Genomic DNA, 24292 nt, shown 5'->3' on the forward strand with positions numbered 1-24292 from the left:
AGGGGAACGCCGCCCTTTCGTGTCAGGCGGCGTAGGCGCGGAGCGCCGCCATGATGATCTGGGTGGTCGTGGCCTCGCCGTCGCGGGTCCGGACCTTCCCGAGGAGGTCGGTCAGTTCGTCGTGCTCGGCGGCCGTCACCGTGAGGATCAGGTCCGCGGTGGTGCCCGCCTTCGGGCGGGGCTGCAGCGGCGCGTCCACCAGCTCGTCGCTGACGTCGTCAAGGCCCTCGCTCTCGAGGTCGTTTTCCTCGTCGTCAGGGTCCGGCCGCGAATCCGGCCGACCGCCGCTCGCCGTGTCCTCCGGCTCGGGGTCGGGCGGTGGGGCAGAGCGAGGCCCCGCGGGCTCGTCGGTGACGATCTCAATGCCGCCGGTGTCGTCAAGCAGGTCGGCCAGGTCGTCATCGGACCAGCCGGTACCGATCAGGTCCGGGAGGCCCTGCAGGAGCTCAGCGAGCTGGGCGTCGTCGTACTGCCCGTATTCAGCGGTCCGGTTGTCCGCCAGCATGATCCGCTTGGCCTGCTCGTCGTCGACGTCGAGCAGCAGCACCGGCACCTCAGTGAGGCCCTGCTTATGTGCTGCCTGAACGCGGTGGTGCCCCGCGATGATGCGTTTGCTGCTGGCCTGGGCGACGACCGCGCCGTAGAAGCCGTTCGCCCCGATCGACTCGGCGATCACATCCGAGTCGCCCTTATGCGGGTTGTCCGGGTGCGGTTCCAGCAGGTCGATCGGGATGGACGCGTACGACTGGAGCACCACGGCGGGCGCAGAGGGCTTACGAGGCAAAGCAGGACCTCCCCGGAGGGTGAGAATCGGTAGCGGTAACGCTACCGATTGAACGGCGAACCCGGGGCGACCCGGGGGTCGAAGAACAACGGACCGGAAACGTACGCTAAGAAGCAACGACGCAGCTCAATGACGGTCCGATGATCGTTGAGCGCACCGCCGTGGCGTATGTTTCGGTGCAAAGTACTCGATCGCACCGCAGCCAGGCCAGTAGCGCAGTCCCTACCGTACGTTTCCGGTCCGTTGTTCTTCGACCCCCGAGCCCGCGCCCGCGACGTCTGCCATCACGCAGCCCTCCGCCAGGTGGCCAACCGCCTCGTCGGCATCCTGCACGGATGCCTGAAGACCAGAACTCTCCACGACGAAGTGCTCCCGGAGGAATTCCACCTGCTCCGTAGGGTCGTCATGGTCCGGCACGGTTCCGATGTTCCTCGGACCCCGTGGACACGCGACACACCAGAGGTGCCGCGTACAGGCATCACGGGATGCGATGATCAGCGATCAAAGACGTCTTCTTTCGTCACGTTGCCGGTTCCGACTTCGCATATCGAAGGGTGAAGCACCATGGATTCGCAGGATATAGCCGACATTAGAGGAGGGGACGAGTTCATCAAATTTCCGGCAGGAGCGCCGATTCAACTGCCCGCCGGGTTCCCCCCGTTGCCGATGAACATCTACTCCAGGTTCGGTTTCAAGCTGATGACACTGTCAGAGGAGGGCTGTGCGGACGTCCAGGTCTGGGCCCTTGCGACGGAAGACGACTATCGGGCCATGAAAGCGACGTTCCTGAACGTTCGTCCCGAGGAGCTCGACGATCCAATCATCGGAACTCCCCCCTGCCACATGTGGAACGGCGGCTGCACCGGAGGATGTTCGAATCGTGACGACTGGTGCATCGCCATAGTCAGCATCCGGCGTAACATGATCACCTGCATATGTGGATACCCTCAGCCGTAACGGGCGCCAGCCACGGGGGTTAAGGAATCCAGGAACAGCGGTTGGCGCTGAGAATGGGGTCCGGCCAAGGTACACCGGGAACCCGCCACGCCACAGTAAACGGCGCATTTACTACCGAAACGTACGCCACGGCGGTGCGCTCAACAATCATCGGACCGTCATTGAGCTGCGTCGTTGCTTCTTAGCGTACGTTTCCGGTCCGTTGTTCTTCGACCCCCGACCCGACCGGTCTCACCCCAACCCGACCTCGGCGTCGAACACGACAGACACCTGCGCAACCCCGACAGCTAAGCCGCGGGCTCATCCGGCCAGCCACCGACCAAACCACACGGTCAACTCTTTGCCCCTATCCGCATAACGGCGAGAGCCGCGGCGGGAAGAACCTCAGCCATGACACAGCAGTGGGAGTACAAGGTCGTCGTCTACGCTCAAATCCCCCTACAGACGAAGCTAGACGAGCTGGGACCGCAAGGCTGGGAACTCATATACCTAGTACCTTTCGGTGAACCCATCCCCAACCACGCCGAATTGAACCATCTATACCTCGTGTTCAAAAGGCCACTCAACCCCTGACCCCAGCCACGCGGCTGGACCGTCCGGAAATTTGCCGGGGCTCTGACCTGCAGCTCGCCCCTTTCCGGCTTACTTGGTCTGCCCCGACTGGCCTACCGATTGATCCAGAGAGACTCGACGGCGTGGGTCCGGGCGTCGGAGGCGGACTGCCGTACCCGGTAGTCGACGCGCCGCCAGCCGGCCAGGGCCTCGTCATACAGGGGCGAGCGATAGCCGGACAGGACGATGCCGCCGCGGCACCGGGTGATGATGTCGAGGAGGCGGCGGTGCTCGGGCGCCTCGTCCATCTCCTTGACGTAGTGGCCAGAGCCGAAGGTGTTCCTCGTCGACCGGAGGTAAGGCGGGTCGAGGTAGAACGTCGTCTCGGGCGAGTCCATGCGGCTGATCAACTCGAAGGCGTCGCCCTGCTCGATGAACGCGTCCCGGAGGCGAGCGGCGTGCCAGCGCAGCGCCGCGCCGGCCCGCTTGGATCCGGCGGGGTTGTTGACCCTGGTCCGCGACGTCGGCCGCCGCCAGGACGCCCCGGCCTCCCCGGAACGCGACTGGCTGCACTGGATCCACCAGCGGCGCGCGCGTTCGAGGTCGGATACCGAGGTGTCGCCGAGCTTCGCCGCGGCGTGCTCGCTGCGGGCGTACGGGGTGAACTGGATGGCCCGCTGCAGCTCGCGCGGCCGGTCGCGGAGCATCCGCATGAAGGTGACGAGGTCGCCGTTGAGGTCGTTCAGGGTCTCGATCTTCGACGGGGTCTTCGCGAAGAAGACGGCGCCGCTCCCGGCGAAGGGCTCGCAGTAGACCTCGTGGGCGGGGAGCAGGGAGACGATGAAGGGGGCGAGGCGGCCCTTGGCGCCGTAGTAGGAGAACGGCGGGCGTAGCACCACGGCGAGGGGCCTCCGTATTCAGTTTTGGCGGAACGTCGGTAACCAGGAGCGACGCTCTGAGATCGTTTCTGAGCTGATCATCTTCTGACCGATCACTCCATACGCGCTTGCGTGTGGTCGTCCGTAAGAAACGACTACAGGGACGCGCATGCACACGCGTCCCTGTCCGGAAAACGACCCTTCGCGAAGAACGTCCGAATTTCGTGCCCGACCTACCAGACTCGGGACAGCTTGAACTGCTGGACGTCCTCGGCGTGCTCCACGGAAATCCGGCACCCGGCGCAGCCCGCGCCGCGCCTCCACGCCCCCACGGTGAGCACCCCGCAGAGGTGGAGCCAGGCGTGCGTAGCAGCAGCCATCAGACCTCCCTGCCCGACGCACCGCATCTCTTCCATAACCCCGCCCAATTCCCCCGCGCGCATCTAAAGCGTCCAGGTGACAATGAAGCCATGGGAAGCGGGTATCACGACGAACTAGGCAATGTGATCAGTGGCCCTGTCATAGGCGGCGCCGAGAAAACGTATTTTTTCCACACCGCCCGCGAGCTCATCCCCAACCCGGAGATCAGCGACGCGCAGATCGAAAAGCTCGCACAGGCCCTCGCTGACAAAGCCGAAGCCACAGCCCGCATCGAACGTCTCCACCAGCGCCGCCGTGACTGGAAGCTCCTGATCATCGGCTTGATCGCTGGTGCCGTCGTGTCGATCCCGATCGGCATCTGGATCAACATCATCACCTGATAGGGACCCGCACCAGCTCGAACTGCTCGGCGTCCTCGACCATCGCGTGGCATGAACAGCCAGCGCCGTAGGCCTACACTCCGGGGTTGATGTCTCCCCAGATGTGGGCCCAGGCGTCCGTCACATGACCTCCGCTACTCAATCGCCGCCGCGACGAGCTGCGACGGATCCCGCTCCAACATGTCCCGCGAGTGCAGGTAAATCTCGGTCGTCTCGATGCTTTCGTGGCCGAGCGCTTCCTGGATCTCGCGCGGCGTCGCGCCCAGCTCCTCGGCCAGCGACGCCCAGGTGTGCCGCAGCGTGTGCGGTGTCACCTTGGCGTCAATCTTGGCCTGCTTGGCGATCCGCTGGACCAGCTCGTAGGCCTTCTCCCGGCGGAACGCCTTGCCCGAGGCGGTCGCGAACAGCGGGCCGCGCAGGTCCCGCAGCTCCACGCCGGCCCGCGCCGCCCGGTCAGTCAGGTACTGGTCAACGGCGTAAGCGGTCTCGACCGGCAGCTTCCGGATCAGCGGCTTGGCGCCCTTGAGCGTGACGCTCAACGTCCGGTAGCCGCGCGCGTAGCCCAGATCCGTGATCTCGGCGTCGACCGCCTCCGTGATCCGAATCCCCAGCTCGACCAGGACCCGGATCAGCGCCGCGGTGCGCAACCGGGATCCGCCGTGGTCGGCGTCAGCGGTCTCGACCATCGCGCGCGCTTCCGGCCTGGTGAGCGCCTGCGTTTCCGAGTGCTTGCGGGGGATGTTCGGCCGGTCGGCCTCGGCGAACGGATTCGTCACTGGGACGCCGCTCTTGTTCACGTAGTCGTTCTTGATCAGGTACTTGTACCAGGCCGACGCCGTCGCCATGGCCCGCGCGACCGTCTTCGGCTTCGGCGGATCTTCCTTGTCCTCGGTGGCCTGCTCGACCAGCCACCGCCCGAACAGCTCGGCGTGCCGGACCTGCATCTCCAGCGGATCCAGGCCGGTCCGCTCGCAGTAGCGGAACCACTTCTGGATGTCGCGGCGGTAGGCCGCCCGGGTGTTCGGCGACTTGCGGCTCTCCAGCCACATCGCGGTGATCTCGATGACGAGGGGTGGGAGGTCGAGGGGGCGCGCGACGGTGCCGCCCGTGGGGGCGACGAGTTCGGCGGTCACTGGCTTGCCTCGTTGGCGCGAGGGTCGCTCATGTTGATCTTCTTTCGCGAGGGCAAATGATCACTCGCGAGCGTAACAGACAAAGGGGAACATAACCTGAATTATGTTCCTGTCTTAGCGATCATGAAAGCGGATCAAACCGAACGCGATTCCAGCGCGCGAGCGACAAGATAGCGATCCGATCACAGGCCGACGCGCATCTAACTCGACACGATCAAATAGGCGGGTGAGCCCTAAACTTCGCCGAGTCGTTGACGTACTCAGCATTGCGGTGCCCATCGCGTCGGCGATGGCTGGAAACCTCGCCGTCAACAACCCGCCGGGTCAACGATCCTTTTGGTACTTAGCCGCTGCCCTCCTTGTGATTATCAGCATCGCCCTTCTAGGCCTTCAGCGCGGACGTCGCCCGACGAAACTACGCCTCTCGCAAGCAGAGGAATATCCTGGCGAAGTGCTTCGTCGCCGCGTCGAGCGCGTCAATGAGGCGTTCGTCGAAGCCGCTACCCTCATGGCCGACCTGCAGCGTGACCTTGCCGCCCAACAGGCCGCCCGCGAAGAACTCATCGCCAAGGCCGATGAGCAGCAGCGACTCCTCGCCGTCGACCAGGAGCAGGCCGAGAACATCCGACAAATCCTCCTCGGAGAGACCAAAGCCACCATCCGCGCCGAGCGACGCCGCGAGATGCTGTTCCTCGGCGCTGGCATGCTCATGTCCATCCCGATCGGCGTGCTCGTCAACTACATCAGCTAAGCCGCCGCGGTCGCGAGCTCCGCGCGCAGCTCGTCGCGCCCCTCCGGCGTGGCCGGCACCGGATCGCCCCGCCAGATACAGCCCTCGATCGTCGCGAGATCCGCGAAGTCGTACACCACCGCGGCGCCCGCCCGGGCGTCGAACCGGCGAACGTCATACCGACGAGCCCACTGACGAATCGTCACCGCAGACCGGCCCAACCGCGCCGCCGCCATAGTCGCCGTCACAGGGGACACAACCACCCCCGGACAACAGAAAAGCCCCCAAGCAATCAGCTTGAGGGCACACGTCTCTCCGTCGAACCGAAGTGTTACACAGCCCGTGACCAGCCGCAAGCCGGAAACGGAACCGCTACCGGCAGACACTCACAAATCACCGAACAGCGCCCGAAGCCGCGCCTCCCGCTCCGACCCCCGGCTGTCGCACGACGCCGAGTGCCTGTCGATCTCGTAGCGCCCCTCCGCAGCCACCGCGCACGGCGTGCAGCAGAACCGCACCGACTCCGGCACGACCCGATCGCAATCCGGCTTCCCGCACTCCACGAACCACCGGCCGTCGAGCTCCACCCCGCCCGACCGCAGCAGAAGCCGCGCCCGCGACTCCTCCGGCCACATCGGCCCACCGACCACCCACAGCTCCCCGTCTCCGATCACGCGCCCGCCTCCTCAGCGACCAGGCCCCGCTCCTCAACCTGCGACACATGCCGGCCACACGCCGAACACACGAAGAACCCCGTCCGGGCGTCCCAGTTCAGCACCCGCTCACCACACCGGCACCGCGCAGGCGACCACCCCGGCTCATCGCCCAGCCGACGCAGCCAATTCAGCGACACATCGACCAGGCCCACGAACTCCTCGCGCGCCAGCACCCCCGGCAGGTGATCCACCAGATACGACACCGACCGCGACCGCACATCAGCGCCCCGGCCCAACGACACCCGAGCAGGCCACCGCACCGCGCGGCGATACCCATCCTCGAACCGCAGGAGATCGCCCACCAGGTCATCCAGCATCTCCGCCACCGGCGACACCGCAGGCTTCGGCCTCGACCCCGAAACGCGCGACCACTTCGTTGGCGGCCGGTGACCATCGACCTCCCTCGACGCCTTCGACGCCAGCGCATCCACCTCCAGCAGAGCCGACCGCGTCGACCCCCGGCAGAGCCCGCACACCAGCGGATCACCAGGCAGCCACACCACCGAAGGCGCCACCGGCTCCGGCGGGCACTCCCCCACCTCGCCGTCCTTCACCCACGCGTCCACCTCATCCGCATGACGCTCCCGCGCAACCAGATGCTTCCCCCACACCTCGCGTGACCTGGCGTTACACGGACCCACACACGCAACCGACACACACACCTCCCGAGGGAACCGAAGGCCACAACACTACAAGATCATTTACTTTCGTCCAGGACCAAGACGCAGGCACCCCCTCCCCCCTGTCGGCAAGGGGGGTCGGGTCTCGCGCGAAAGCGTGGGAATCGGTGCTGATTCCCACGCTCGCGCGTTCGGTCCGCGCTATGCGCGCGGCGTGTTCTTCCGCGTCGTCGTGCGGGCCAAGATGGCGCGCGCGTTCGCGGTCACCTTCTTCACTTCCTCGCTCTTGTCCTGTCGCGCTGCGGACCGAAGCGCAATCAACAGGCTGAACGCGCCTGCAAGGTACTGGCGCGTCTCGGCGCTCGGCATCATCGCCGCGCGCTGCTGTAGCCGGAAGTAGTCCAGCGATGACCAGGCAATGAAGATCTTCCCGTCGTCGGCCTTGTCCACGGTGACCTGCAACACCAGGCCGCGCGACTCCAGGACCTGAAGGACGGCGGCGACGGCGGTGCGGGCGGCGTTCATCCTGTCGCGCTCGGCTGCTGCGGCTTCCGTCAGGTGAACCGAGTTGAGCGGCGCGGCGTACAACACCTGGCCGTCATCGCGCGTCAGGTCGTACGCACCCCACACGCAGTGACGCGCCGGACCGGTGACGGTGTACTCACCGTGAAACTCCTCGTGCATGCCCTGGTAAATGACGAGCGTTCCCTTCGGCGCGTAGGTGGCGAGAGCGTGTCGCGCCTCCGCACACAGCTTGTCGGCGTTGGCGCGGTAGTGCCCAATGACCTTGCACGGCTCGGGCTTGGGCTTCTCGGGGTCGGGAGTGCAGCTGTCGCAGTCCTCCGTGTGCGTCTGAACGGCGCGGATCGCGTAGTAGGCCGCGTCCCTGGCAAGGGTGGCGTTGTCCCTGCTGATCATGGCTTGACCCTTCATGGCGTGACTGTGGTGGTGGGGAGAGGGCGGGTGCCCGTGACCGTGGCCACGGGCACCCACGGGGCTACTCGGCGGGGGCGGGCGGCGTCTCGCTGAGGCGGAACTCCAGCTTTCCGGCCTCAAGGGCGGCGTTCACGAGTTCGATCGTGAGCACCCCGGACGCGAGAGCATCCGCGACCACGGCCCTTACCGGGGTGTCGATCGCCAGGGCGGGAAGCTTCATGCGCTCCATGCTGCTCGCGACCGCAACGGCGCTCTTGGTCGTGGCCTTGGCCTCCTCCTCTCGCTGCTTCTTGGCCGCACTGTCGCGCGCCGTGGCGCGCTTGATGGCGGCGGCGCGCTTGTTCTCCTCCGACAGGAGAGAGATCAGCTCCGTCTCGGACGGCTCCCACACGGCGAGAGTGTCGGTGTCCGACAGTCCGAGGTAGTCGAGTCCGGTTGCGGTGTTCGCGACCGCGAGCATCCGGGGCGGCATGGCGTACTTGCCGCCGCGCTTCGTGTTCCCGTCCTTGTCGGGCTCGCTCGTGGTCGGGGTGAACGGGATCAGCCCGTCCAAGATGGCGCCCTGCCACTCCGGGAGGGTCGGGCGGGAGTTCTCCACGGCGCTACGGAGTGCCAGCGCCAGGGGTCCACTGTTCCCGACCGTGTGACCCTTCGCCGCTTCTCCGAGGGTGGTCAAGAGCGCTTCCATGCGCTCCGCGAAAACGGCGCTCTCGTCGATCTCGACTTCCACTGTGTCCGGGGTCTCGGTCGTCGCGTCGGGGGTCTCGGTCGGCGCGTCGGTGGTGGGGGTGGCCTCGACGGTCGGCGCGTCGACGGTCGGCGCGTCGGTGGTCGGCGCGTCGGTCGCGTCGGTCGCCTTGGGGGTGGTGCTGGCCTTGCGGGTCGTGCTCGCCATGGTGGCGTGTCCTTTCGAGAGGTGCCCCGCCGCACGGTGCGGCGGGGCGTGGGGTCTAGCGGTCGGTGTGGGGCTTGATCACTTCGGTTGCGTCGGTCTGGTCGTCGGTGGTCGGGTCGGTGTTCTCACTGGTCGGAGCGTGGGAATCGGCTTTGATTCCCACGGGCTTACGGCGTCGCCGGATCGCGACCACGACCGCAGCGACGGCCAACAGCAGCGCGACGGGCACGGCCACGTACGGCGCGGCGTTCGCCACGAGACCGGTCTCCGGGAGGTCGGTCGTGTCGTCGTCCGTCGCGTCGTTGCGCGGGTCCGGTCGCGCCGTGGAAGACGCGTCGGTTGCCTGCGGTCCGGCGAGTCCCTGCGGTCCGCGCGGTCCGTCGTTGCCCTGCGGTCCGATCGGACCGGTAGGACCAACGGGTCCGGCGGGTCCGGCGGGTCCGCGCAGATACCGCCCGGTGGGGGTGGGTGCGGGCTTCCCTTCGGGTCCGCGCGGTCCGGCGGGTCCGGTGAGTCCGCGCGGTCCGGTGGCACCGGTCTTTCCGGGGGTGCCGTCGGCTCCCTTGGGTCCGGCGGGTCCGGTCGGTCCGGCGGGTCCGGGGGTGCCGTTCACTCCGGCGGGTCCCTGCGGTCCGGGCGGTCCCTGCGGTCCGGCGGGTCCGGCAGGACCTTCGGGACCCTGGGGCAGGGTGGTCGGGGTAGGTCCGGCGGGTCCGGCGGGTCCCTGCGGTCCCTGGGGTCCTGCGGGTCCCTGGGGTCCGGCGGGTCCGGCGGGTCCGGGCTCGCCCTGCGGCCCCTGCGGTCCGGGCTCGATGGCGAGTGCGGCGCGGTCGGTCGCGACCTTCGCGACCCCTGGTGTCTGGAGCAGCGCGAACGCGAGCAGGGCGCCGGTAGCGCCTGCCGTGATCGTCGCTCTCGTGTCTGTGTGCATGCCGAGAAACCTATGGTCAGAGGCCCGGAAATTATATAACGGTTACCCTCCACATTGATAACGATTACGACACGGCCTTTGACCTGGCGTTCCACGGTCCGGCGAAGCATATCGAATTTGTGTTCGACAAAACTGCACGTTCGACACCTTGTGGATTGGCGCATCCTGGCCGACTTTCGCGGCCTCCGACCAGACAGCCAGTTCCAGCTCTCTCGAATCCACTCCAAAGCTCTGTAATCCTCTGTAAGCGTTTTCGATCATGAGGGGTAGACGAGATACCAGACACCCTCTGTTCGTGTCTCAGTGAAGCTCTCAGAGCGTTGCACGTGGTGCATGTGCCTGCGTCGCGTGCGTCAGACGCATCAGACGCGTCCGAAACGCCAAAAACCCGTCAGCGACGAGGGGATGCCTCGGGGGCTCGCTGACGGGTTTCCGTGGTGGGGTGGGGTGATCTTATGGCGCTTCTGTGTGCTTTCGCGCACGTCGGTCTCGGGTGGCGATGCGGTAGAGCCCCACCCAGGGGGCGATGAAAGCGACGATGAGCAGGACGAACGGCCACAGGGCGGCGATTCCCCAGTCTTCGTTTTCGCCAAGGAAGTGGTGCTTGTCGTCGTAGTGGAGCAGCACGCGGAGGGCGGCGACGAAGCCGGCCGCGTACAGGAGGATGCCTGCGGCGGTCCAGAGGGCGGTCATTCGGTGTCCTTCCGTGCTTTGAGGTCGGCGGCGCATCCTCTGCAGGGCATCGTCTGGTGGTGGGTGGTGCAGCGGCCGGTGGTGTTCGCCGCGGTGGTGTGCTGCTGGGGCAGGTAGGGGCGTGCGTCTTGTTGGAGTGCTCGGCGGATGTAGGCGCTGCGGTCACGGATCTGTCCGCGTGCTTTGCCGAGGATCGTCTGGCGGACCCATGCGGCGTGGTGGCCGGTGATGGGGTCCGTCGTGAGCGAAGCGAGCAGACGGGTGATCATTTCGTCTAGTTCATGAAAGTCATGATCATCAGTCTGGTGGCCGACCGCCCCACTACCTGTAGATGACTGACTAGATGTATTTGCACTTTGGACCGGGACGGGACGGGACGGGACGGGGTTACGAACATCGTCCGAACGTTCCGCGAACGTTCGCATGATGTTCGGGCGAACAACCGACGCGTCAGAGGCAGGCACCAGCTCACGCGACTCGGACGTTTCCCCTGGTAGATCTTGCTGTCCGCGTCGCCGCGCCCGCAGCTTCCGCATGCGTTCCCGCGCTGCTTCTCGGTCCTCGCGCACCTCCTCAGCGGTGGGGTTGTAATCGTCCCAGTCATGAAAAGTAAAGCCCTTGTCAGTGCGTTCCCACAGGCCGCACTCGACCAAATCCTTCGCGAGACGCTTCGCCCCAGGCATCAGCCGAGGCAGCACAGCGTCCGGAATGAACCCCTCGGTCAGGTTCGCCGACGACCACGATCCAGCCACCACCCACAGCCCCAGGGCCGCCGCCTTGGTCTGCATGACCTTCAGGTGCGAGTGGAAAGCGTCGTCGACCTTGAACCACGGCATGTAGCCGCCTCTCCTTCGTCTCTATCAGCGGAGCCACCGAGGGAAGAGGCGTCCAGCCACCGTAAGCGGTTCCGATTCCCACGTTCATCTCGGGCGGCGGCCCGTCAGATCGTAGATCCGTCGTTTTGCCTGGTCAGACAGCACCTCATACGCTTCCGCCACCTCCTTGAAGCGTTCCTGAGCGACCGGGTCCGGGTTCATGTCGGGGTGCAGCTCCCGGGCGAGTCGACGGTACGCCCGCTTCAGGGTGACCTCGTCCACGTCCCGGTCGACGCCGAGCACCGTGTAGTAGGAGCCCGCCGGCGGTGTGCGCCTGGGCGGTCGCCGCGGCGGCGGCTTCGGCTTCGACCGAGGGGGCGCTTTGCACGTCGCGACGTGCGGCATCATCAGCCGCTCGTACGGCAACAGCGGCCGGTCGGCGGTGACGCGACGCGAACGCAGCTTCCCCCGCACGTCGCGGAACACCGCCACGTTGCCGCCCGGGTCCGGGGCCAGGTTCACCGCGAACGGCACACCCGCCTCCGTTTCCGTCCACCTGACCTTCTGCCCGCACGGCCGCTTCCCCTTCGAGCCTTTGCACCAGCCGACGTCAACGACGGAAAACACTCGGCCCCTCCGCCACGTGGGAATCGGAACCGATCACTACGCGCCGCCGAGGCCGAGCTTGCCCAGCATGGCGTTGATGAGGTCCAGCTCAGCCACCGCCTTGTCGCGTTCGCGCACCGCCTGGTCGCGTTCGGCGCGCACCTCGTCCAGCTCGGTCAGCAGGTCCGACTTCTCCCCCCGTTCCTTGTTGAGCGCCTTCTCCGCGTCGGCGGCGCGCTGCTCGGCGGTGGTGATGCGCAGGTCCAGGGCGCGCAGCGCGGCCAACGCGCCGCCCGGGGCCGCGGCCGGCTCGGGCTCGGCCGCGGGCTTCGGCTGCTGCGGCTCCGCTCTCTCGAGGTCGCCCGCTTCGGGAATGCGGGTGACGGTGAGTCCTCCGTCGCTCCAGGTGTCCGCGATCCACCAGATGGGCGGCTTTGCCTTGGGCCGCTGGCAGTGGGTGTGCTCGGTCCGGTTCAGGTACTGCCGGACTTCCTGCACGTGGATGGCGTCCCAGCCCTCGCCGATCTCCTGCACGATGCGGATGAGCGCACCCGCCCACAGCACCCCGGGAACGCCCGCGTTCGTTCCGGGCTTGTCTCCCTGCTTGCGGGCCTCCTCTCGCAGGAGGGACCACAGGGCTTCCGCGTCCCCCGCGATGTTCCGCGCGGGCCCGGTGCGGTCGATGCGGGCGGTGTCGGCGATCTTCGGCATGTGGTCACTTTCGCTCTGGTTGGGTCGGGCGTGGGCAGGGGCGAGGTAGGCGACGACCTCGGCTTCGCGGTCGCGCAGCATCTCGGCGATCGGCTGGGCGTCGAGGTCGCCGGGCACGCACAAGATGCCGCCGGACACGTAGGGGCGGAGCCCTTGCATGCGGGCTGCGGCGATGAGGTCTTCGACCTTCCACCAGGTGTCACGGGGCATGAAGTCGGTTCCCTCGGTGGCGGCGAGCATGGGACTGGGCGGGGGACGCAAGCTGTGGAGTTGCGTGCGGAAGTTCTTCAGGGACCGGCCGGCCCCGTTCTTCGGCAGGAACTTCACCAGCCCCGAATTGAGGTTGGTGACCTTCCACTTCTGGCCGTGGGACTCCACGAGGAGGTCCTGCTCCCTGGCCTCTTCGTCAAGCAGGTCTTTCACGTCGGTGGCGCGGCTCATGCTGTCCTCCCCGCGGCGAGCTCGGCCGGCACGATGGCTTCGTCCCACGCGTAGCCGCATCGGAAGCACTCGCGGTGCAGCCGCTCGTTCGGCCTGAACCCTTCGATGAGGTGTTCGCCGGGGTGGGTGTGGCGGCATTCGCCGTGGTGGAGGTACATGGTGCTGGCTTTCTCGTACCCGCACTTCAGGCATGTCGGCTCGTCGCCGGAGAACGGCGGGAGGCCGGCGGGGCTGCTCATGCGGGCCTCTTCCATATCGGGACGCCGAGGTGTTCAGCGAACGCGGCGGTCCCGGCGGCGCCGCGCGACTCCTTGTGCAGGTGGGCGAGGACTCCGTGCGGGCCGCCGCGTCCGATGGCCAGGCCCAGCATGAGGCCGTTGCGGTACGGGCCGGCCGCGCGCTTCAACTTCGGGATGCGCCACGGCGCCGGCCGGGTTTCCACGGTAATTCCGGGGGTGGTGATCGCCCATTCGTAGGCGTACCGGTCGCCTCCGTCAGGTTCGTCCTCCTCGACGTTGTAGCCGACGATGAGGTGGAACGGGCCGACCCGCTTGAGGACGTCGTCGAGGTCCGCGCGGACCCGGTCGCGGCTGGCGCCGCGCCAGCCGGTGTAGACCAGGACGAACGGCCGCGCCCCAGACCAGTTGTCGACCTCGGCGGAGAAGTTCGCCAAGATGTGCGCGGCCAGGTCGGTGCTGACGGGGTAGTTGGCGAGGATCCCCTGGAGGATGTCGCTCAGCTGCTCCATCTGGTCGGCGGTGAGGATTGATCTGTCGCTCATCAGCTGCCGCCCCCGCCGCCTCGGCCGCCGAACCCGCCGCTGACGATCACTCGGCCAGCACGGGACGTGATCTTGATGTTGCTCGGCCGGATCGAGGTGGCGCCGTGGATCCGCCCGCCGGACGAGCTGCCGCCGTACACGTAGGTGTAGCCGTGGTGTGAACCTCCCTCGCAATAGCGGTCCTCGAACTGCTGGTAGGAACCGTCCTCGGCAAGGCTGTAGATGTCCACGCAGTCGGCGGTCACCTCCTCCTCGGCCGCGACGGCGCAGTCGTAGGCGTCCAAGCAGTCGGCGCTCGTCTCCTCGCCCTCGATGGCGCAGCCCGCGATGACCAGCGCCGACAGGGCGGTGAGCGCGCCCAGGGTGACCGCGTTGGATCGCTTACGCATCGGCCCGCCCAGCGCGCGGGGCGGGCACGGTGACGTTGTTGGTGATCATCAGGGTGACGGGCTTGATCTCGGTCGTCTCCCAGACGGGTCCGCCCTGCTCGTCCCGAACCATCTCCCCCGCCTCGTCACGCGCCAGGCGAGTGTGAGAGCGGAAGAAGTCGCGGGAGCCGAGCCCGGTCGGCTGGACCACGACGCGGGTCACACGGTCTCCCTTGGAAGTGGCCTGGTGGCGCGGGTTGTCGGGGTCGAAGCGGACCCACCTGTACTTGTCGGAGTCGCGTACGGCGTCGTAGATCTCGACGACGACCGCTTCGACCATTTCGCAGCTGCGGCCGGACATGCGCGGGTAGAAGATCAGCGTGCCGACCGTGTAGGGGTTGCCTCGCCAGTCGGTGAGAGTGCGCGGTTCAGGGGACATCAGCGGTTCCTTCCAAGGGTGTTCCAGACGGCGGCTTTGGCGTCTCGTACGGCCTGCGCGTAGACCTCCCAGTCGGCCGAGCGCCGCCGGTAGGTCAGGGTGACGCGCCCCTTGATCTCCCGGGGGACTCGCCTCCAGTGGGGGCGGCACATGAGGTGGTCGATCGGGATCATCGCCCTGCAGTCCGGCGTGAGAGCGCAGCGGTGGTAGATCGGGTGGGGCCGCATCAGCCCTCAGCTCTCGCGGCGGCGTGACGCGCGATCCGGTCGACGACGGCCTGGGCGAGGTCGGGCACCCACTGCTCGTCCTTGAGCTCGTCCAAGCTGTCCAAGCCGTAGTCGCCGAAGTCGAAGCCGCGAACGGCCTCGACGACCGCGGCCTTGACGTCTGCGTCACCCATGGGCATCTCCTTGTTGATGCAGGCCGCACGCTTCGAAGCTGCGGCTTTGCGGATACGGACCGGGCCGCCGCCCTCGGCACAGCGGGCGTCCGCGCGGTGTCCGGCGACGCACACGGTGCCGTCGAGGTGCTCCCATTCGGAGCGCTCGGCGAGCGCCTGGGCGAGGCGGAACACCGCGGCCTTGCCGTACCGGGGCGGCGGGGTGATCTTCGTCAGCAGGTCGAGCGCGACCTGCAGGTCCAGCCGGTCGACGAGCACGACCTCGGGCGGACTACTCACCGGCGTACTTCGCGCGGCGCGCCTCGTGGTCGACGTACAGCCTCAAGCCGAAGTACAGGCCCTGCCGTACGGGCATCCACTCGGCGGTCACGACCCCCTTGGAAACGTCCTGGGTCCTCAGGACCTCCATCAGGGCCGACAGGTACATCGGGTACAGGTGGCCTTCCTCGTCGAACCACGTGACGTACGTGGACGCCCCGGTCCGGATGGACTTGCCGAGGGTGAGCGTCGCCGTGAACCGTTCGGCCGGCCGCTCGTGGATCGGCACCTCCGGGTGGAGGAAGCGCTCCGCCCGGGGATCACGGATCAGGTTGCCGAAGTTGTCGTAGGGGATCAGCTGCTCAGTCATGCGGGTTGTTCTCCGATTCGTCGTCTGGGAGCTTCTGCAGGAGCTGGCGGGCGAGCGCCGCACCCCTGCTGTAGGTGTCCGGCCCTGACCTCGCGGTGGGCCGCGGGGCCTGTCCGGCGTTGGTGCAGCGCCAGCCTCGGCCGCGTAACGCCGTTACGAACTCCAAGGCGAAGTCGACGGGCGTGGCCCGCTCCGCCGGGTCCTGGTGGTCGCGTTCGTAGACGCGATGCGCGAGCGCCCTGATGGCGTTTTCGGTGTCCCGGTTCAGTCCCCCGGTCCCGCCGGTCACGACGCGTCCCGCGTGCCGCTCGTCTTCTTCTTGCGCAGCTCGCGGCGTTCCTCAGCGGTCTGCCCGCCGCCCACGCCGTACTGGTGAGGGCCGAACTCAAGGTTCCACTCCAGGCACTTCGCCATGACGGGGCAGGTCAAGCAGACCTTCTTCGCCCGCTTCTCTCGGGCCTCCCGCTGGCGGGTGCCCTCGGGAGGCTCGTCGTCGGACGGGCCGTAGAACAGGTGGAGGCTCATTCCCCTGCACGCGGCGTCCTTGTGCCAGCGGACTGGAGCCATGGACCTCTGCCGTACCAGCGCCTTCCTCACACGAGCCGGTTTCGGCTGAGGCGGCTCCGGCTCCGGCGTGGGTTCCGGCGGCGTCACTCCCGCCTGCTTCCTGACGCAGGCAAGACAGATCCGGGTCTTGCAGCTCTTGCTGCACGAACGGCACCTCACCTGCGCCGCCGTCCCCGCCGCAGCAGTCCGAGAGCGCGAGCCGCCGCGGCGTGCCGCTCGACCGTACGCACGGACACGCCCAGCTCCATGGCGGCCGACTCGTTCGACAGGCCGGAGGTCAGGACCTCCGCGCACCGCCGCACCTTGTCCATGCCGGAGGCGTCTACCGGCAGCCACTCAGGGCTTTTCCGCTCGGCTGGCGGCAAGAGTACGTATCCGGCGTCGTTGAGGGCCTGCAGGATGGCGAGGGCGCTGGGCCGCTTCGCCGCGAGCACCTGGTCAATGACGTCCGTCGCGGCCTCGAACAGGTTCACGCCTTCGGGAGTGATGCTCATAGCTGGGTGCTCCCGTTTCGCATGGGCAGGTCAAGGGGGAAAATCGGGTCTTGGTGGCTGACGACCTGGCCTTCGACGATGACCGGGACGCTGAGGTCGCCCAGCTCGTCGACGTCGTCGGCCGCCGGCTCGTAGTGGGTGGCCTCGTCGACGATGACGAGGTTCGCGGTCACGCCGCGGCGCTTCGTCATCGGGCCATCTCCGGCCAGTCCTTCACCTTGGCCAGCACCGCGCGCTGCGCCTTGGGCAGGTCAACGACCGGGTGCCCGAGCCAGTCGCAGCCCATCGCGCGGATCCACCAGGCGTCGCATTCGTCTTCGGTGGGGAAGACCAGGCCCGCCCGAGCTTGCGCGGCCGTGGCCATCTGGCTCTTCTTCGCGGCGCCGTTACCGGTGGCGTACTCCTTGACGTGCATCACGTTGACCAGGGCGATCGGTACGCCCGCGCGCCAGCAGTTCAATCGGACCTTGCCGCCACACTCGGCGAGGCGGTGCACCGGGTTGCCCCGGATGCCGGCGGCGTAGTCCTCGATGACGGCGAGGTCGGCCGGGTGGGCGGCGACGAGTTCGGCCGAGCGCCGGTCAACCAGGTCGAGGCGCCTCATGTCGTCGTCGAAGGTTCGCGGCCTGCCGGTGACCTTCTTCGCCTTGATCACCGTGGTGGTGCCGTCCGGCAGGGCAACTCCGGACTGCTCAGCGGCCAGGTCCCAGCCCATCACGCGGGGCAGCGTCACGGCTTGTCCTCCTTGAGAGTGTCGAGTTTGTGCAGGTCGTGGTCGGTCCAGTAGTCGGACCACAGGGCGAGGTCGGCGGCGACCTCCTCGGCGGGCTGCTGGGCCCGCTGGTCGCGCTTGGCCTGCTGGCGGCGGAGCGCGTCCCGGTGGAACATCCCGCCGAGGAGGAGCGCCCCGACGGCGATCAGCACGCTGAGCGCGCCGATCACCGCCAGGACGTCGTGGATCATGTCGATCACGCAGCGTTGCCCGCGTATTCGGCGAGCTGCGCGCGGAGCTTGGCGTTCTCGGCCACGCACTTCGTCAGGTCGGCTTCGGCGCTTACGGCGCGGCGGTTCAACTCGGCGTTGTCGTCGTTGAGCCGGTCGACCAGGCCCGCGGCGGCGGTGTAATGCCCCCACGCCGTGTCCAGCTCGAAAGCTCTCCTCCGGCGACCGAGTTCAGCACCACCCATGACTCCGAGCGAGATCCCGACGAGCAGGGACAGCGCCGCGAGGACGAGCGCCCACATGTCGGCGAGCAGCGCGAGCACCATGAGGGAAGCGGTTCCGATTCCCAAGGCTCGGGCTTTCTGCTGCTGTGTCAGCTCCGTGGGGAGCTTCATGCGGAGGTTCACGGCTTGCCTGCCGTGACGTTCAGGTCGCTGCCCTGCGGGACGGGAACGACGGTGACCTGCCCCTTCTGGATGGCCTGCCACAGGACCGCGCCGTTCGGGCCCAGCACTCTGGTGAGGTCCTTGATGGACTCGATCTCGGTACGGACCTTCGCGTTGATCTGCTCTTGCGCCGAGTTCTGCGTCTTGGCGACCTGCTCAGCGGCGAGGGCCTGGGCCAGGTTGGCGGGCGGCTCGGGCTTCTGGATCGTCAGGACGATGTCACCGCAGTCCCCGGCCCCGGCGTAGCTGGGCTGGCAGAAGAACTGCCCGCGTGCGGTCTCCTGGATGTAACCTCGGGCGAGCTGGCCGACGCGCTTCTCCCACGCCTGCTTCGTCGCCGGGTCGTTGAACAGCTTGCGCCACTCGAATTCCTGGGAAGCGGCGTCCAGCGCCCGGTCCAGCGGCACCCGCATGTAGGTGCTGAGCATCCGGTTCCACCCGTGCTCGCTGTGCTCCAGGCCGGTGCCGTAGAAGAAGGCGCTGAACTTCCGGCCGATGCGGTCGTGGAACTGCTGCAGCGTCTTGCACTCGGTGTTGAGGGCGAACGTCACCACGCCGGGAACCTTCATCGTGACGTTGTCCTTGGAGACGACCTCCAGCGGCTTGGACTCGGCGCCCTCGGCACCGGAGAAGTCGAACGTGCGCTGCCCGGCCGGGTAGGTCCACGAGTTGTCGCTGATGCTGACGCTCTCCCGCTTCGACGGGTCGATGCACTTCTCGAACCTCGTGGCGGACCCCATCGCGCCGTAGTAGACGATCGCTTTCTCGTCGGGCTCGGTGTTGACGGAGGCGCACGCCGTGGTGGCCATGGCCAGCAGGGCGAGGGTGGAAATGGTCTTGAGCTTCATCGGACGGCCTTTCGGGAGGGGTGGGAGGTGCGAATCTTTTCCGCGATGAGCTGGGCAGAAGGGTCGAGGTCGGAGTTGGCGAGGGCCAGGGCGTGGACCTCGGCCACGAGCTCCTCGTAGCGGCGCAGCGCCCGGCGGTCGGCGCGGACACCCTTGGTGCGGGTGTCGATCCACTTCGTGAGCACGATGCAGATCACCACCAGGGCGATGGCGCCGAGGAGGATCAGGGGCTTCGTCACTGCTCCCCCGCCGCGGCGTCCTGGGTGGTGCATTCGTGGGCCCAGGTGGCCTTGTTCATCTGCGGCAGGGAGGTCCCGGCGTCGACCTGCAGCAGCGGCTCCTCGCACCGGCCGCAGGTCAGCCAGTGGTAGCCGTCGTCACGGTTGACGTAGAAGGTGGGCAGCCGCTCGTCCAGGGCGTCGAGCAGGCCGGCCGCGTCGGCGTAGTTCGTGATGATGCTCATTCCGGCGTTCGGGCCGTGGTCGCGGTCGGCGCGGATCGCGTCCCGGATCCCTTCGCCCATCATCAGGTGCGCCTCGCCCGAGTTCCGGGCAGCCTGGGCGAGGGTGTCCAGCTCGCCGAGGAGGGCCTGCCGGTCCTGCGCTGCCTGGCTGGGCGGGAGGCCGAGGTTGGTGTAGGCGGTCGCCGTCTCCCCCGCGTGCCAGCGGATGGCGTCCAGCTGCTCCTGGGGCATGGTCAGGGCGGTCACTATTCGCTCCTGTCGGTAGTGCGGGCCTGAAGGATGTCCCTGCCTCCATCGGTGTGTGCGGCCAGTTCGTAGGCGGCCACGTAGGCGGGGTACTGGGCGGCGAGTCTGCTGCGGTCCGTCTCGTCTGCTTCGGCGATGGCCTGCAGCAGGTGAAGGTGGAACCAGCTGGAGATCCGGCCGCCGTTCCAGAAGGCGAGCACGTCGGTGGCGATCTGAGGGGTGATGTGTCCGTACGTCATCAGGGGTCTCCTGCTGTCGTCGTGGCGTGGACGAGGTGATCAGGTGGTGGCGTTCTCTCGGGCGGCCTCTGCGGCGTCGAGGGCGCGGAGCGCGCCCACGATGTTCGCGCGCCAGGCGTCGTTCGCGGCGCGGAGGACGTCGGAGATGCTCAGGGCTTCCAGAAGGGAAGCCCGGTCGGTCAGCAGCGCGGGGAGTCGGCGATTGCCGATCGACAGGGTGGTCTCGGTGTCGGTCAGCGAACGGCCGATCCGCTCGGGGGTCACGTCGTCGTACTCGACCGTGATGCTCTTCACTGGGGGCTCCTCTTGGTGGCGGTGGAGGGACCCCGCCGCGTGTCGCGGCAGGGCCGATGTTGCTCGATCAGAACGGCGGTTCGTTCCGGCGGCGCCATGCCTCGCGGTCGCGAGCGACGTCGCCGATGGTTCGGGTGTGGAGGCTGCGGGCGATCACACAGCCGGTGCATTTGCACTGGGCCTGCTCGTCCCGACGGCCCTGCTCGTCGTAGGCGTAGGTGGGGTGGCCTTGCAGAAGCTCGTTGAAGATCTGCTTGGCGTGCTCCCACCTGTCACGCTCTTCGCGGATGTTCTCCGAGAGCAGTGCTTCGCGGCAGTCGCACGCGGTGCGGTGCTCGACGCAGGACGAATAGCGGGGGTCGAGGGTGTCCACGGGCAGCGGATCGGCCAGCACGATCATGCCGGTCCGCTGGAAGCGGACGATGTGCTGCTCACCGGACATCGAGCTGTGGATCACTGGGCACCGCCCGGGACGATCTCCCCGTCGTTGAGCTTCTTCAGGAACTTGTCCAGGTCGGCGTTGCCAGCCTGGTTCAGGCCCACGTTCATCGACTTCTCCAGCGTGGGCGTGAGGGCCTGCTTGGTGCCGCCCAGGTCGGTCCAGACGATCACGATCCGCTGCTTGAGGTCCTCGCGGCGGGCGGCGGCCTGCTGCATGAGCAGCTGGACCGCCTTGTCGGCCTGGGCGGCGTTCAGGTCCTTGGTCGACGTCACCTCAACGCCCAGGTGCTCGGCGATCCACGCGAAGCGGGCCGCGTCGTTCTTCGCCTTCATGCCCGTACCCGTGTGGTGGGTGATCCCGGCCTCGCCGAACCAGATGCCCATGTCGGTGTGCTGCGCCTTCCGGCTGGGCTCCTCGTCCGCCGTCCCGGCCGGCGGCGCGGCCACCGGCTCCTCAGCGGGCGGCGCAGCCGCGGGCGGCTCGGTGGGCTCCTCGGGCTGCCCGGTCTCCGCAGCGGCAGGCAGGTGCTCGCCCCGGTTGAGCGCGTTCTCCACCGTCGAGACCTGCGCGGCCGTCAGGTCGGCGGCCGACTGGAACGTGTAGTCCGGGAACACCTCGTGCAGGTAGCCGAGCTTGTCCGTGACGCCCTTGGCGGTCATCAGCTCGGCGAGCTTGCGAAGCTGCGTGTTGGAGGCCATCACGGTGACACTGGCGTCATTGATGGTTTCAGCGGCTTCGCGGATCGACTGGCCCGGCTTGACCTCTACCTGGCGCGCGTCGGTGATGACGACTGAGCCGTCCTCGTTCACGGTGGCGCCCAGCTCCTCGGGCGTGTAGCCGAGCCCGCACAGGGCCTCCTTGCAGGCCATGCGCGCGACCTCGGTCTGAGTGCGGGCCACGAGCATGCCCTCCGGGTACTTCCCGTAGTTCTCGTTCTGCTTGATCAGTCCGGCGGTCTGGGCGCGGGCGATGTTCCACTCGGAGCGGAACTCAAATTCGGGGTCGTCGCTGCGGTGGATCGTCGAGACGGCCTTGGCGAGGACACCGTTCTCGTCACGCTCGATCCAGGTCCGCATCTTGTGCCCGGCCTTACGCACCAGGGCGCTGACCAGGCCCGCCGACGAGGACGGCTTGCCCTTGATGATGTGGACCTCGGTGATCGCCGTCATCGGGTCGATCCCGACCGACCGGCCGAACTCCACCGCCCACAGCACGTTCGCGGGCTGCTTGATGTACTGGGCGGGCAGGAGGCTTGAGAAGGCCAGCTGCTGGGAGTACTCGATCCGCTGGGCGAGCTCCGCGTTGCGGATCCCAGGCAGGTTGTCAGTGGTCATGCTGCGGCTCCTAGCAGTTCAGGGATGGCGGGCAGGTTCTTCTCGACGACGAGGTAAGGGGTGCCTTCGCCCTTGGCCTGGCGGCGCGCGACTGGCTCTTCGTCCCAATAGGCATGGGACGCGTTCCCCATCGCGGCCAGCAGCTTCGCGCGGGCCTTCTGCGCGGCTTCCTTGGCCGACTTCTCTTCGGCCAGGGCGGGCAGTACCTCGGCGGCGAGATCGTCCGGAAGGGCGAACTTCTCGCCCGAGTTGATCAGCGGGTGCAGCTTGCGCACCGTCCGGTAGGTGGCATCGTGCCCGTCGATCGTCGGCATCTCGTCCCACGCGATGGACCGGAGGAACTCCTCGGCCGCGTCACGCAGATACAGGGTGTCGTCGATGTCGGGGTGGATGACGTACTCGGAGAACTCCAGGTGGGAGCCGAGTACGGCGACCCACCACTCATCCAGGCCGAGCACGTCCATGTACCACCTGACCTGCGTCAGGTAGTACAGCGGGATCTCGTCGGTGCCCGGCTTGCCCCAGTCGCGACCGTCGACATCGGTTTTGATCTCCAGCCCGGCGACCACCTGGCCGTCACGCACGAGCAGCCGGTCAGGGTTGGCGAGTTGCCAGTCCCGTTCGGGGTCGACGTGAGTCCAGGTGCCCGCCTCGACCACCTCGACGTCGGGGTGCTGGTAAGCGAACCAGTTGGCGACCCCCGGCTCCAGGAAGTGGCCGCGCGACTGCTGACTGTTCGGCGGGTCTGGCTCGACCAGCCCCGTCTTTTCGCACCACAGGGCGTATCGCGACTGCCACTTCGACAGGCGGACGATCGCGGCGATGTCGGACCCGCCGATGCGGTGCGCGCGGGCCGCGTACCACTCCGGCGAGTTGGACGGCCACTGGCCGAGGAACCGGCCGGTCGGCGTGACCAGGGTGGTCACCAAGCGATCACCCGTCCCACCAGGTCGACGATCCTTCCGGCGCGCTTGTTGCGCTCGTCGAGGTCCCATTCGTCGCACGTCTCAGCGGTGCCGAACTTCCCGTCGAGCCGCTTGTCAAGGTGCGCCTGCAGTTCGGCGGACGTGCAGGCCTTCAAGTCGGGCAGGCCGGTGTCCTCGAAGGGCGGCGGGCAGGAGCAGCCGGAGCTGTCGGCCCAGAACAGTTGGCCCTTCTGGTCGCGCCAGACCACGGTCAGGTCGAACTGGTAGCAGCCGTCCGACCAGTCGACTTCGCCGACCGTTTCGAGGCCGAACTTCTCCGGCGCACTGTAGATGGTGAAGCTCACCAGGCGCCCCTGTCGTTCTGGTCGCCCCAGCGGTATTCGTCGTTGTCGGCCCAGGTGAGCGCCCTCTCGGCGGCGTTGCCCTGGTCGCGGTAGCGCGGCCAGAGCGTCGCCGCGGGGGCGTAGGGGTGGTTGTGGTCGTCGGGCTTGATGGCCCTCAGGTAGTCGGTGAGCTCGTCGTCTCCGGGGATGGCGAAGGTGAATGATCTCACTGGGTGACCTCCTGTCTGGTCTGGAGCTGTCGGCGGGCCTCGACGACGAGGCGGTCAGCTTCGGCCGCGTCGCCGTCGAGAAGTTCGGTGAGGATGCCGTGCCAGACGGGCCCGGCGGGGCAGCGCTGGTGTTCGGCTACGCGCAGTGCGGCGACGCCGATCACGTACTTTTCGCTGTTCAGAACGTGGGAATCGGTTCCGCTATCCACGTGCGTCGAAGCGGACGAAGACGCGGATGACCTTGCCACCCTCGGTGTCGGCGCTGGCGTTGTCGATGCGCTCGGTGCGGGTGGTGACGTGGAAGTCGCCGTCAGCGTGCCAGAAGCCCCGCCGCTTGTGCTTCACGGCGTTGGTGAGGGTGGCGACGATGCGCTTCCCCTCCTTGGTGTTGGGGTGCTCCGCGATCACTGCGGACTTGCCGGGCTGGGCGCGAATGGCGTCCGCGAGGTGGGCGAGGTCCTGAGAAGCCGAGCGGAGCGGCACAGGCTCTTCCCAGCGGAGAATCTGCGGGGCGGTGGCGGTGGCGGTGGCGGTGGCGGTGGCGGTGCTGGCGCTGGTGTCGTTCATATGGTTCCGTTCCTGGCCATAGGGCTGTGTACGGTCCTGTGAGCGATCAAGAGCCTTGATCATCCATAGGTGTACCGACAGGACCGACATTACCGTCTCTTGACGCATAGATCAACGTAGAAGTGCGTCAAATGCGTCGGATGCGTCTGACGCGTC

At 67.5% G+C, this 24292-nt stretch carries 42 protein-coding genes and 2 pseudogenes; 4 read left to right on the forward strand and 40 right to left on the reverse strand.

Going from position 1 to position 24292, the window contains the following annotated elements; genetic code table 11:
• Positions 1-22: 22 nt before the first annotated feature.
• Positions 23-757, reverse strand: a complete 735-nt coding sequence (locus tag ACTOQ2_RS14245; RefSeq protein ID WP_440100041.1) for a ParB N-terminal domain-containing protein — start codon at positions 755-757, stop codon at positions 23-25.
• Between the two features lie 270 nt (positions 758-1027).
• On the opposite strand from ACTOQ2_RS14245, the pseudogene ACTOQ2_RS14250 reads away from it, so the two are divergent.
• Both ACTOQ2_RS14250 and ACTOQ2_RS14255 read left to right on the forward strand, forming a co-directional pair.
• A pseudogene (locus ACTOQ2_RS14250) lies at positions 1028-1150 on the forward strand (IS110 family transposase); the annotation flags it as partial.
• 198 nt (positions 1151-1348) lie between these two features.
• Positions 1349-1741 (forward strand): hypothetical protein, encoded by a 393-nt coding sequence (locus ACTOQ2_RS14255; protein WP_440100042.1) that lies wholly within the window; start codon positions 1349-1351, stop codon positions 1739-1741.
• Between the two features lie 665 nt (positions 1742-2406).
• Here the strand turns inward: ACTOQ2_RS14255 and ACTOQ2_RS14260 are convergent.
• Both ACTOQ2_RS14260 and ACTOQ2_RS14265 read right to left on the reverse strand, forming a co-directional pair.
• On the reverse strand, positions 2407-3192 hold the full coding sequence (locus tag ACTOQ2_RS14260) for a DNA adenine methylase (RefSeq protein ID WP_440100043.1): 786 nt from the start codon (positions 3190-3192) through the stop codon (positions 2407-2409).
• A 212-nt stretch (positions 3193-3404) separates the two neighbouring features.
• The gene (locus ACTOQ2_RS14265; protein WP_440063817.1) at positions 3405-3551 is read right to left on the reverse strand and encodes a hypothetical protein; all 147 of its coding nucleotides are present in this window, start codon (positions 3549-3551) and stop codon (positions 3405-3407) included.
• On the opposite strand from ACTOQ2_RS14265, the gene ACTOQ2_RS14270 reads away from it, so the two are divergent.
• Positions 3534-3932, forward strand: coding sequence for a hypothetical protein (locus ACTOQ2_RS14270; RefSeq protein ID WP_440100044.1), 399 nt, complete (start codon positions 3534-3536; stop codon positions 3930-3932). The two genes, ACTOQ2_RS14265 and ACTOQ2_RS14270, sit on opposite strands and share 18 nt — an antisense overlap.
• 134 nt (positions 3933-4066) lie before the next feature.
• Here ACTOQ2_RS14270 and ACTOQ2_RS14275 read toward each other — a convergent pair whose 3' ends face one another.
• Positions 4067-5065: a tyrosine-type recombinase/integrase gene (locus ACTOQ2_RS14275; protein WP_440100045.1), complete on the reverse strand. Its 999-nt coding sequence runs from the start codon at positions 5063-5065 to the stop codon at positions 4067-4069.
• A 226-nt stretch (positions 5066-5291) separates the two neighbouring features.
• On the opposite strand from ACTOQ2_RS14275, the gene ACTOQ2_RS14280 reads away from it, so the two are divergent.
• The gene (locus ACTOQ2_RS14280) at positions 5292-5816 is read left to right on the forward strand and encodes a hypothetical protein (RefSeq protein WP_440100046.1); all 525 of its coding nucleotides are present in this window, start codon (positions 5292-5294) and stop codon (positions 5814-5816) included.
• On the opposite strand, the gene ACTOQ2_RS14285 is transcribed toward ACTOQ2_RS14280, so the two are convergent.
• From ACTOQ2_RS14285 to ACTOQ2_RS14460, 36 genes and pseudogenes are all read right to left on the reverse strand, one after another.
• On the reverse strand, positions 5813-6031 hold the full coding sequence (locus ACTOQ2_RS14285; protein WP_440100047.1) for a hypothetical protein: 219 nt from the start codon (positions 6029-6031) through the stop codon (positions 5813-5815). The two genes, ACTOQ2_RS14280 and ACTOQ2_RS14285, sit on opposite strands and share 4 nt — an antisense overlap.
• Before the next feature lie 150 nt (positions 6032-6181).
• On the reverse strand, positions 6182-6469 hold the full coding sequence (locus tag ACTOQ2_RS14290; protein WP_440100048.1) for a hypothetical protein: 288 nt from the start codon (positions 6467-6469) through the stop codon (positions 6182-6184).
• On the reverse strand, positions 6466-7065 hold the full coding sequence (locus ACTOQ2_RS14295) for a hypothetical protein (protein WP_440100049.1): 600 nt from the start codon (positions 7063-7065) through the stop codon (positions 6466-6468). The genes ACTOQ2_RS14290 and ACTOQ2_RS14295 overlap by 4 nt, the downstream gene beginning before the upstream one ends.
• 267 nt (positions 7066-7332) lie before the next feature.
• Entirely contained in the window at positions 7333-8049 is a 717-nt protein-coding gene (locus ACTOQ2_RS14300; RefSeq protein WP_440100050.1) for a hypothetical protein, read from the reverse strand.
• Positions 8050-8128: 79 nt separating this feature from the next.
• Complete coding sequence (locus ACTOQ2_RS14305) at positions 8129-8962, reverse strand: hypothetical protein (RefSeq protein WP_440100051.1); 834 nt, start codon at positions 8960-8962, stop codon at positions 8129-8131.
• A 55-nt stretch (positions 8963-9017) separates the two neighbouring features.
• Positions 9018-9218 carry a hypothetical protein gene (locus tag ACTOQ2_RS14310; protein ID WP_440100052.1) on the reverse strand — a complete coding sequence of 67 codons (201 nt, stop codon included), beginning with the start codon at positions 9216-9218 and terminating at the stop codon, positions 9018-9020.
• Positions 9219-10346: 1128 nt separating this feature from the next.
• Positions 10347-10586, reverse strand: a complete 240-nt coding sequence (locus tag ACTOQ2_RS14315; protein WP_440100053.1) for a hypothetical protein — start codon at positions 10584-10586, stop codon at positions 10347-10349.
• A complete protein-coding gene (locus tag ACTOQ2_RS14320; RefSeq protein WP_440100054.1) occupies positions 10583-11422 on the reverse strand; it encodes a hypothetical protein in 840 nt (279 codons plus the stop codon). Before ACTOQ2_RS14320 ends, ACTOQ2_RS14315 begins: the two co-directional genes overlap by 4 nt.
• A 105-nt stretch (positions 11423-11527) precedes the next feature.
• Positions 11528-11704 (reverse strand): annotated as a pseudogene (locus tag ACTOQ2_RS14325) (DnaJ domain-containing protein); the annotation flags it as partial.
• Between the two features lie 360 nt (positions 11705-12064).
• A complete protein-coding gene (locus tag ACTOQ2_RS14330) occupies positions 12065-13159 on the reverse strand; it encodes a hypothetical protein (RefSeq protein WP_440100055.1) in 1095 nt (364 codons plus the stop codon).
• Entirely contained in the window at positions 13156-13398 is a 243-nt protein-coding gene (locus ACTOQ2_RS14335; RefSeq protein ID WP_440100056.1) for a hypothetical protein, read from the reverse strand. Before ACTOQ2_RS14335 ends, ACTOQ2_RS14330 begins: the two co-directional genes overlap by 4 nt.
• Positions 13395-13940 carry a hypothetical protein gene (locus ACTOQ2_RS14340; protein WP_440100057.1) on the reverse strand — a complete coding sequence of 182 codons (546 nt, stop codon included), beginning with the start codon at positions 13938-13940 and terminating at the stop codon, positions 13395-13397. Before ACTOQ2_RS14340 ends, ACTOQ2_RS14335 begins: the two co-directional genes overlap by 4 nt.
• A complete protein-coding gene (locus ACTOQ2_RS14345; protein WP_440100058.1) occupies positions 13940-14329 on the reverse strand; it encodes a hypothetical protein in 390 nt (129 codons plus the stop codon). Before ACTOQ2_RS14345 ends, ACTOQ2_RS14340 begins: the two co-directional genes overlap by 1 nt.
• Positions 14322-14747 (reverse strand): hypothetical protein, encoded by a 426-nt coding sequence (locus tag ACTOQ2_RS14350; protein ID WP_440100059.1) that lies wholly within the window; start codon positions 14745-14747, stop codon positions 14322-14324. Before ACTOQ2_RS14350 ends, ACTOQ2_RS14345 begins: the two co-directional genes overlap by 8 nt.
• Entirely contained in the window at positions 14747-14974 is a 228-nt protein-coding gene (locus ACTOQ2_RS14355) for a hypothetical protein (RefSeq protein WP_440100060.1), read from the reverse strand. The genes ACTOQ2_RS14350 and ACTOQ2_RS14355 overlap by 1 nt, the downstream gene beginning before the upstream one ends.
• A complete protein-coding gene (locus tag ACTOQ2_RS14360; RefSeq protein WP_440100061.1) occupies positions 14974-15426 on the reverse strand; it encodes a hypothetical protein in 453 nt (150 codons plus the stop codon). The genes ACTOQ2_RS14355 and ACTOQ2_RS14360 overlap by 1 nt, the downstream gene beginning before the upstream one ends.
• Positions 15419-15775, reverse strand: coding sequence for a hypothetical protein (locus ACTOQ2_RS14365; protein ID WP_440100062.1), 357 nt, complete (start codon positions 15773-15775; stop codon positions 15419-15421). The genes ACTOQ2_RS14360 and ACTOQ2_RS14365 overlap by 8 nt, the downstream gene beginning before the upstream one ends.
• A complete protein-coding gene (locus ACTOQ2_RS14370) occupies positions 15768-16064 on the reverse strand; it encodes a hypothetical protein (RefSeq protein WP_440100063.1) in 297 nt (98 codons plus the stop codon). The genes ACTOQ2_RS14365 and ACTOQ2_RS14370 overlap by 8 nt, the downstream gene beginning before the upstream one ends.
• Positions 16061-16342: a WhiB family transcriptional regulator gene (locus ACTOQ2_RS14375; protein WP_440100064.1), complete on the reverse strand. Its 282-nt coding sequence runs from the start codon at positions 16340-16342 to the stop codon at positions 16061-16063. Before ACTOQ2_RS14375 ends, ACTOQ2_RS14370 begins: the two co-directional genes overlap by 4 nt.
• Positions 16343-16497: 155 nt before the next feature.
• Complete coding sequence (locus tag ACTOQ2_RS14380) at positions 16498-16836, reverse strand: ECF-type sigma factor (protein ID WP_440100065.1); 339 nt, start codon at positions 16834-16836, stop codon at positions 16498-16500.
• Complete coding sequence (locus tag ACTOQ2_RS14385; protein WP_440100066.1) at positions 16833-17027, reverse strand: hypothetical protein; 195 nt, start codon at positions 17025-17027, stop codon at positions 16833-16835. The genes ACTOQ2_RS14380 and ACTOQ2_RS14385 overlap by 4 nt, the downstream gene beginning before the upstream one ends.
• Complete coding sequence (locus ACTOQ2_RS14390; RefSeq protein WP_440100067.1) at positions 17024-17569, reverse strand: crossover junction endodeoxyribonuclease RuvC; 546 nt, start codon at positions 17567-17569, stop codon at positions 17024-17026. Before ACTOQ2_RS14390 ends, ACTOQ2_RS14385 begins: the two co-directional genes overlap by 4 nt.
• Positions 17566-17808: a hypothetical protein gene (locus tag ACTOQ2_RS14395; RefSeq protein WP_440100068.1), complete on the reverse strand. Its 243-nt coding sequence runs from the start codon at positions 17806-17808 to the stop codon at positions 17566-17568. The genes ACTOQ2_RS14390 and ACTOQ2_RS14395 overlap by 4 nt, the downstream gene beginning before the upstream one ends.
• The gene (locus tag ACTOQ2_RS14400) at positions 17805-18104 is read right to left on the reverse strand and encodes a hypothetical protein (RefSeq protein ID WP_440100069.1); all 300 of its coding nucleotides are present in this window, start codon (positions 18102-18104) and stop codon (positions 17805-17807) included. Before ACTOQ2_RS14400 ends, ACTOQ2_RS14395 begins: the two co-directional genes overlap by 4 nt.
• Before the next feature lie 77 nt (positions 18105-18181).
• The gene (locus ACTOQ2_RS14405; protein WP_440100070.1) at positions 18182-19072 is read right to left on the reverse strand and encodes an SPFH domain-containing protein; all 891 of its coding nucleotides are present in this window, start codon (positions 19070-19072) and stop codon (positions 18182-18184) included.
• Positions 19069-19311, reverse strand: coding sequence for a hypothetical protein (locus tag ACTOQ2_RS14410; protein ID WP_440100071.1), 243 nt, complete (start codon positions 19309-19311; stop codon positions 19069-19071). Before ACTOQ2_RS14410 ends, ACTOQ2_RS14405 begins: the two co-directional genes overlap by 4 nt.
• Positions 19308-19781, reverse strand: coding sequence for a hypothetical protein (locus ACTOQ2_RS14415; protein ID WP_440100072.1), 474 nt, complete (start codon positions 19779-19781; stop codon positions 19308-19310). The genes ACTOQ2_RS14410 and ACTOQ2_RS14415 overlap by 4 nt, the downstream gene beginning before the upstream one ends.
• A complete protein-coding gene (locus tag ACTOQ2_RS14420; RefSeq protein WP_440100073.1) occupies positions 19781-20020 on the reverse strand; it encodes a hypothetical protein in 240 nt (79 codons plus the stop codon). Before ACTOQ2_RS14420 ends, ACTOQ2_RS14415 begins: the two co-directional genes overlap by 1 nt.
• 39 nt (positions 20021-20059) lie before the next feature.
• Entirely contained in the window at positions 20060-20314 is a 255-nt protein-coding gene (locus tag ACTOQ2_RS14425) for a hypothetical protein (protein ID WP_440063858.1), read from the reverse strand.
• 67 nt (positions 20315-20381) lie between these two features.
• On the reverse strand, positions 20382-20756 hold the full coding sequence (locus ACTOQ2_RS14430) for a hypothetical protein (protein WP_440100074.1): 375 nt from the start codon (positions 20754-20756) through the stop codon (positions 20382-20384).
• 11 nt (positions 20757-20767) lie between these two features.
• Positions 20768-22090 carry a hypothetical protein gene (locus tag ACTOQ2_RS14435; RefSeq protein ID WP_440100075.1) on the reverse strand — a complete coding sequence of 441 codons (1323 nt, stop codon included), beginning with the start codon at positions 22088-22090 and terminating at the stop codon, positions 20768-20770.
• Positions 22087-23016, reverse strand: coding sequence for a YqaJ viral recombinase family protein (locus ACTOQ2_RS14440; RefSeq protein ID WP_440100076.1), 930 nt, complete (start codon positions 23014-23016; stop codon positions 22087-22089). The genes ACTOQ2_RS14435 and ACTOQ2_RS14440 overlap by 4 nt, the downstream gene beginning before the upstream one ends.
• On the reverse strand, positions 23013-23360 hold the full coding sequence (locus tag ACTOQ2_RS14445) for a DUF7574 domain-containing protein (protein WP_440100077.1): 348 nt from the start codon (positions 23358-23360) through the stop codon (positions 23013-23015). Before ACTOQ2_RS14445 ends, ACTOQ2_RS14440 begins: the two co-directional genes overlap by 4 nt.
• Positions 23357-23569 carry a hypothetical protein gene (locus ACTOQ2_RS14450; RefSeq protein WP_440100078.1) on the reverse strand — a complete coding sequence of 71 codons (213 nt, stop codon included), beginning with the start codon at positions 23567-23569 and terminating at the stop codon, positions 23357-23359. Before ACTOQ2_RS14450 ends, ACTOQ2_RS14445 begins: the two co-directional genes overlap by 4 nt.
• On the reverse strand, positions 23566-23778 hold the full coding sequence (locus ACTOQ2_RS14455) for a hypothetical protein (RefSeq protein ID WP_440100079.1): 213 nt from the start codon (positions 23776-23778) through the stop codon (positions 23566-23568). Before ACTOQ2_RS14455 ends, ACTOQ2_RS14450 begins: the two co-directional genes overlap by 4 nt.
• Entirely contained in the window at positions 23771-24136 is a 366-nt protein-coding gene (locus ACTOQ2_RS14460) for a hypothetical protein (protein ID WP_440100080.1), read from the reverse strand. Before ACTOQ2_RS14460 ends, ACTOQ2_RS14455 begins: the two co-directional genes overlap by 8 nt.
• Positions 24137-24292: the final 156 nt, after the last annotated feature.

Origin of the sequence: Streptosporangium sp. H16 (assembly GCF_051918855.1) — a bacterium.
Lineage (GTDB): Bacteria > Actinomycetota > Actinomycetes > Streptosporangiales > Streptosporangiaceae > Streptosporangium.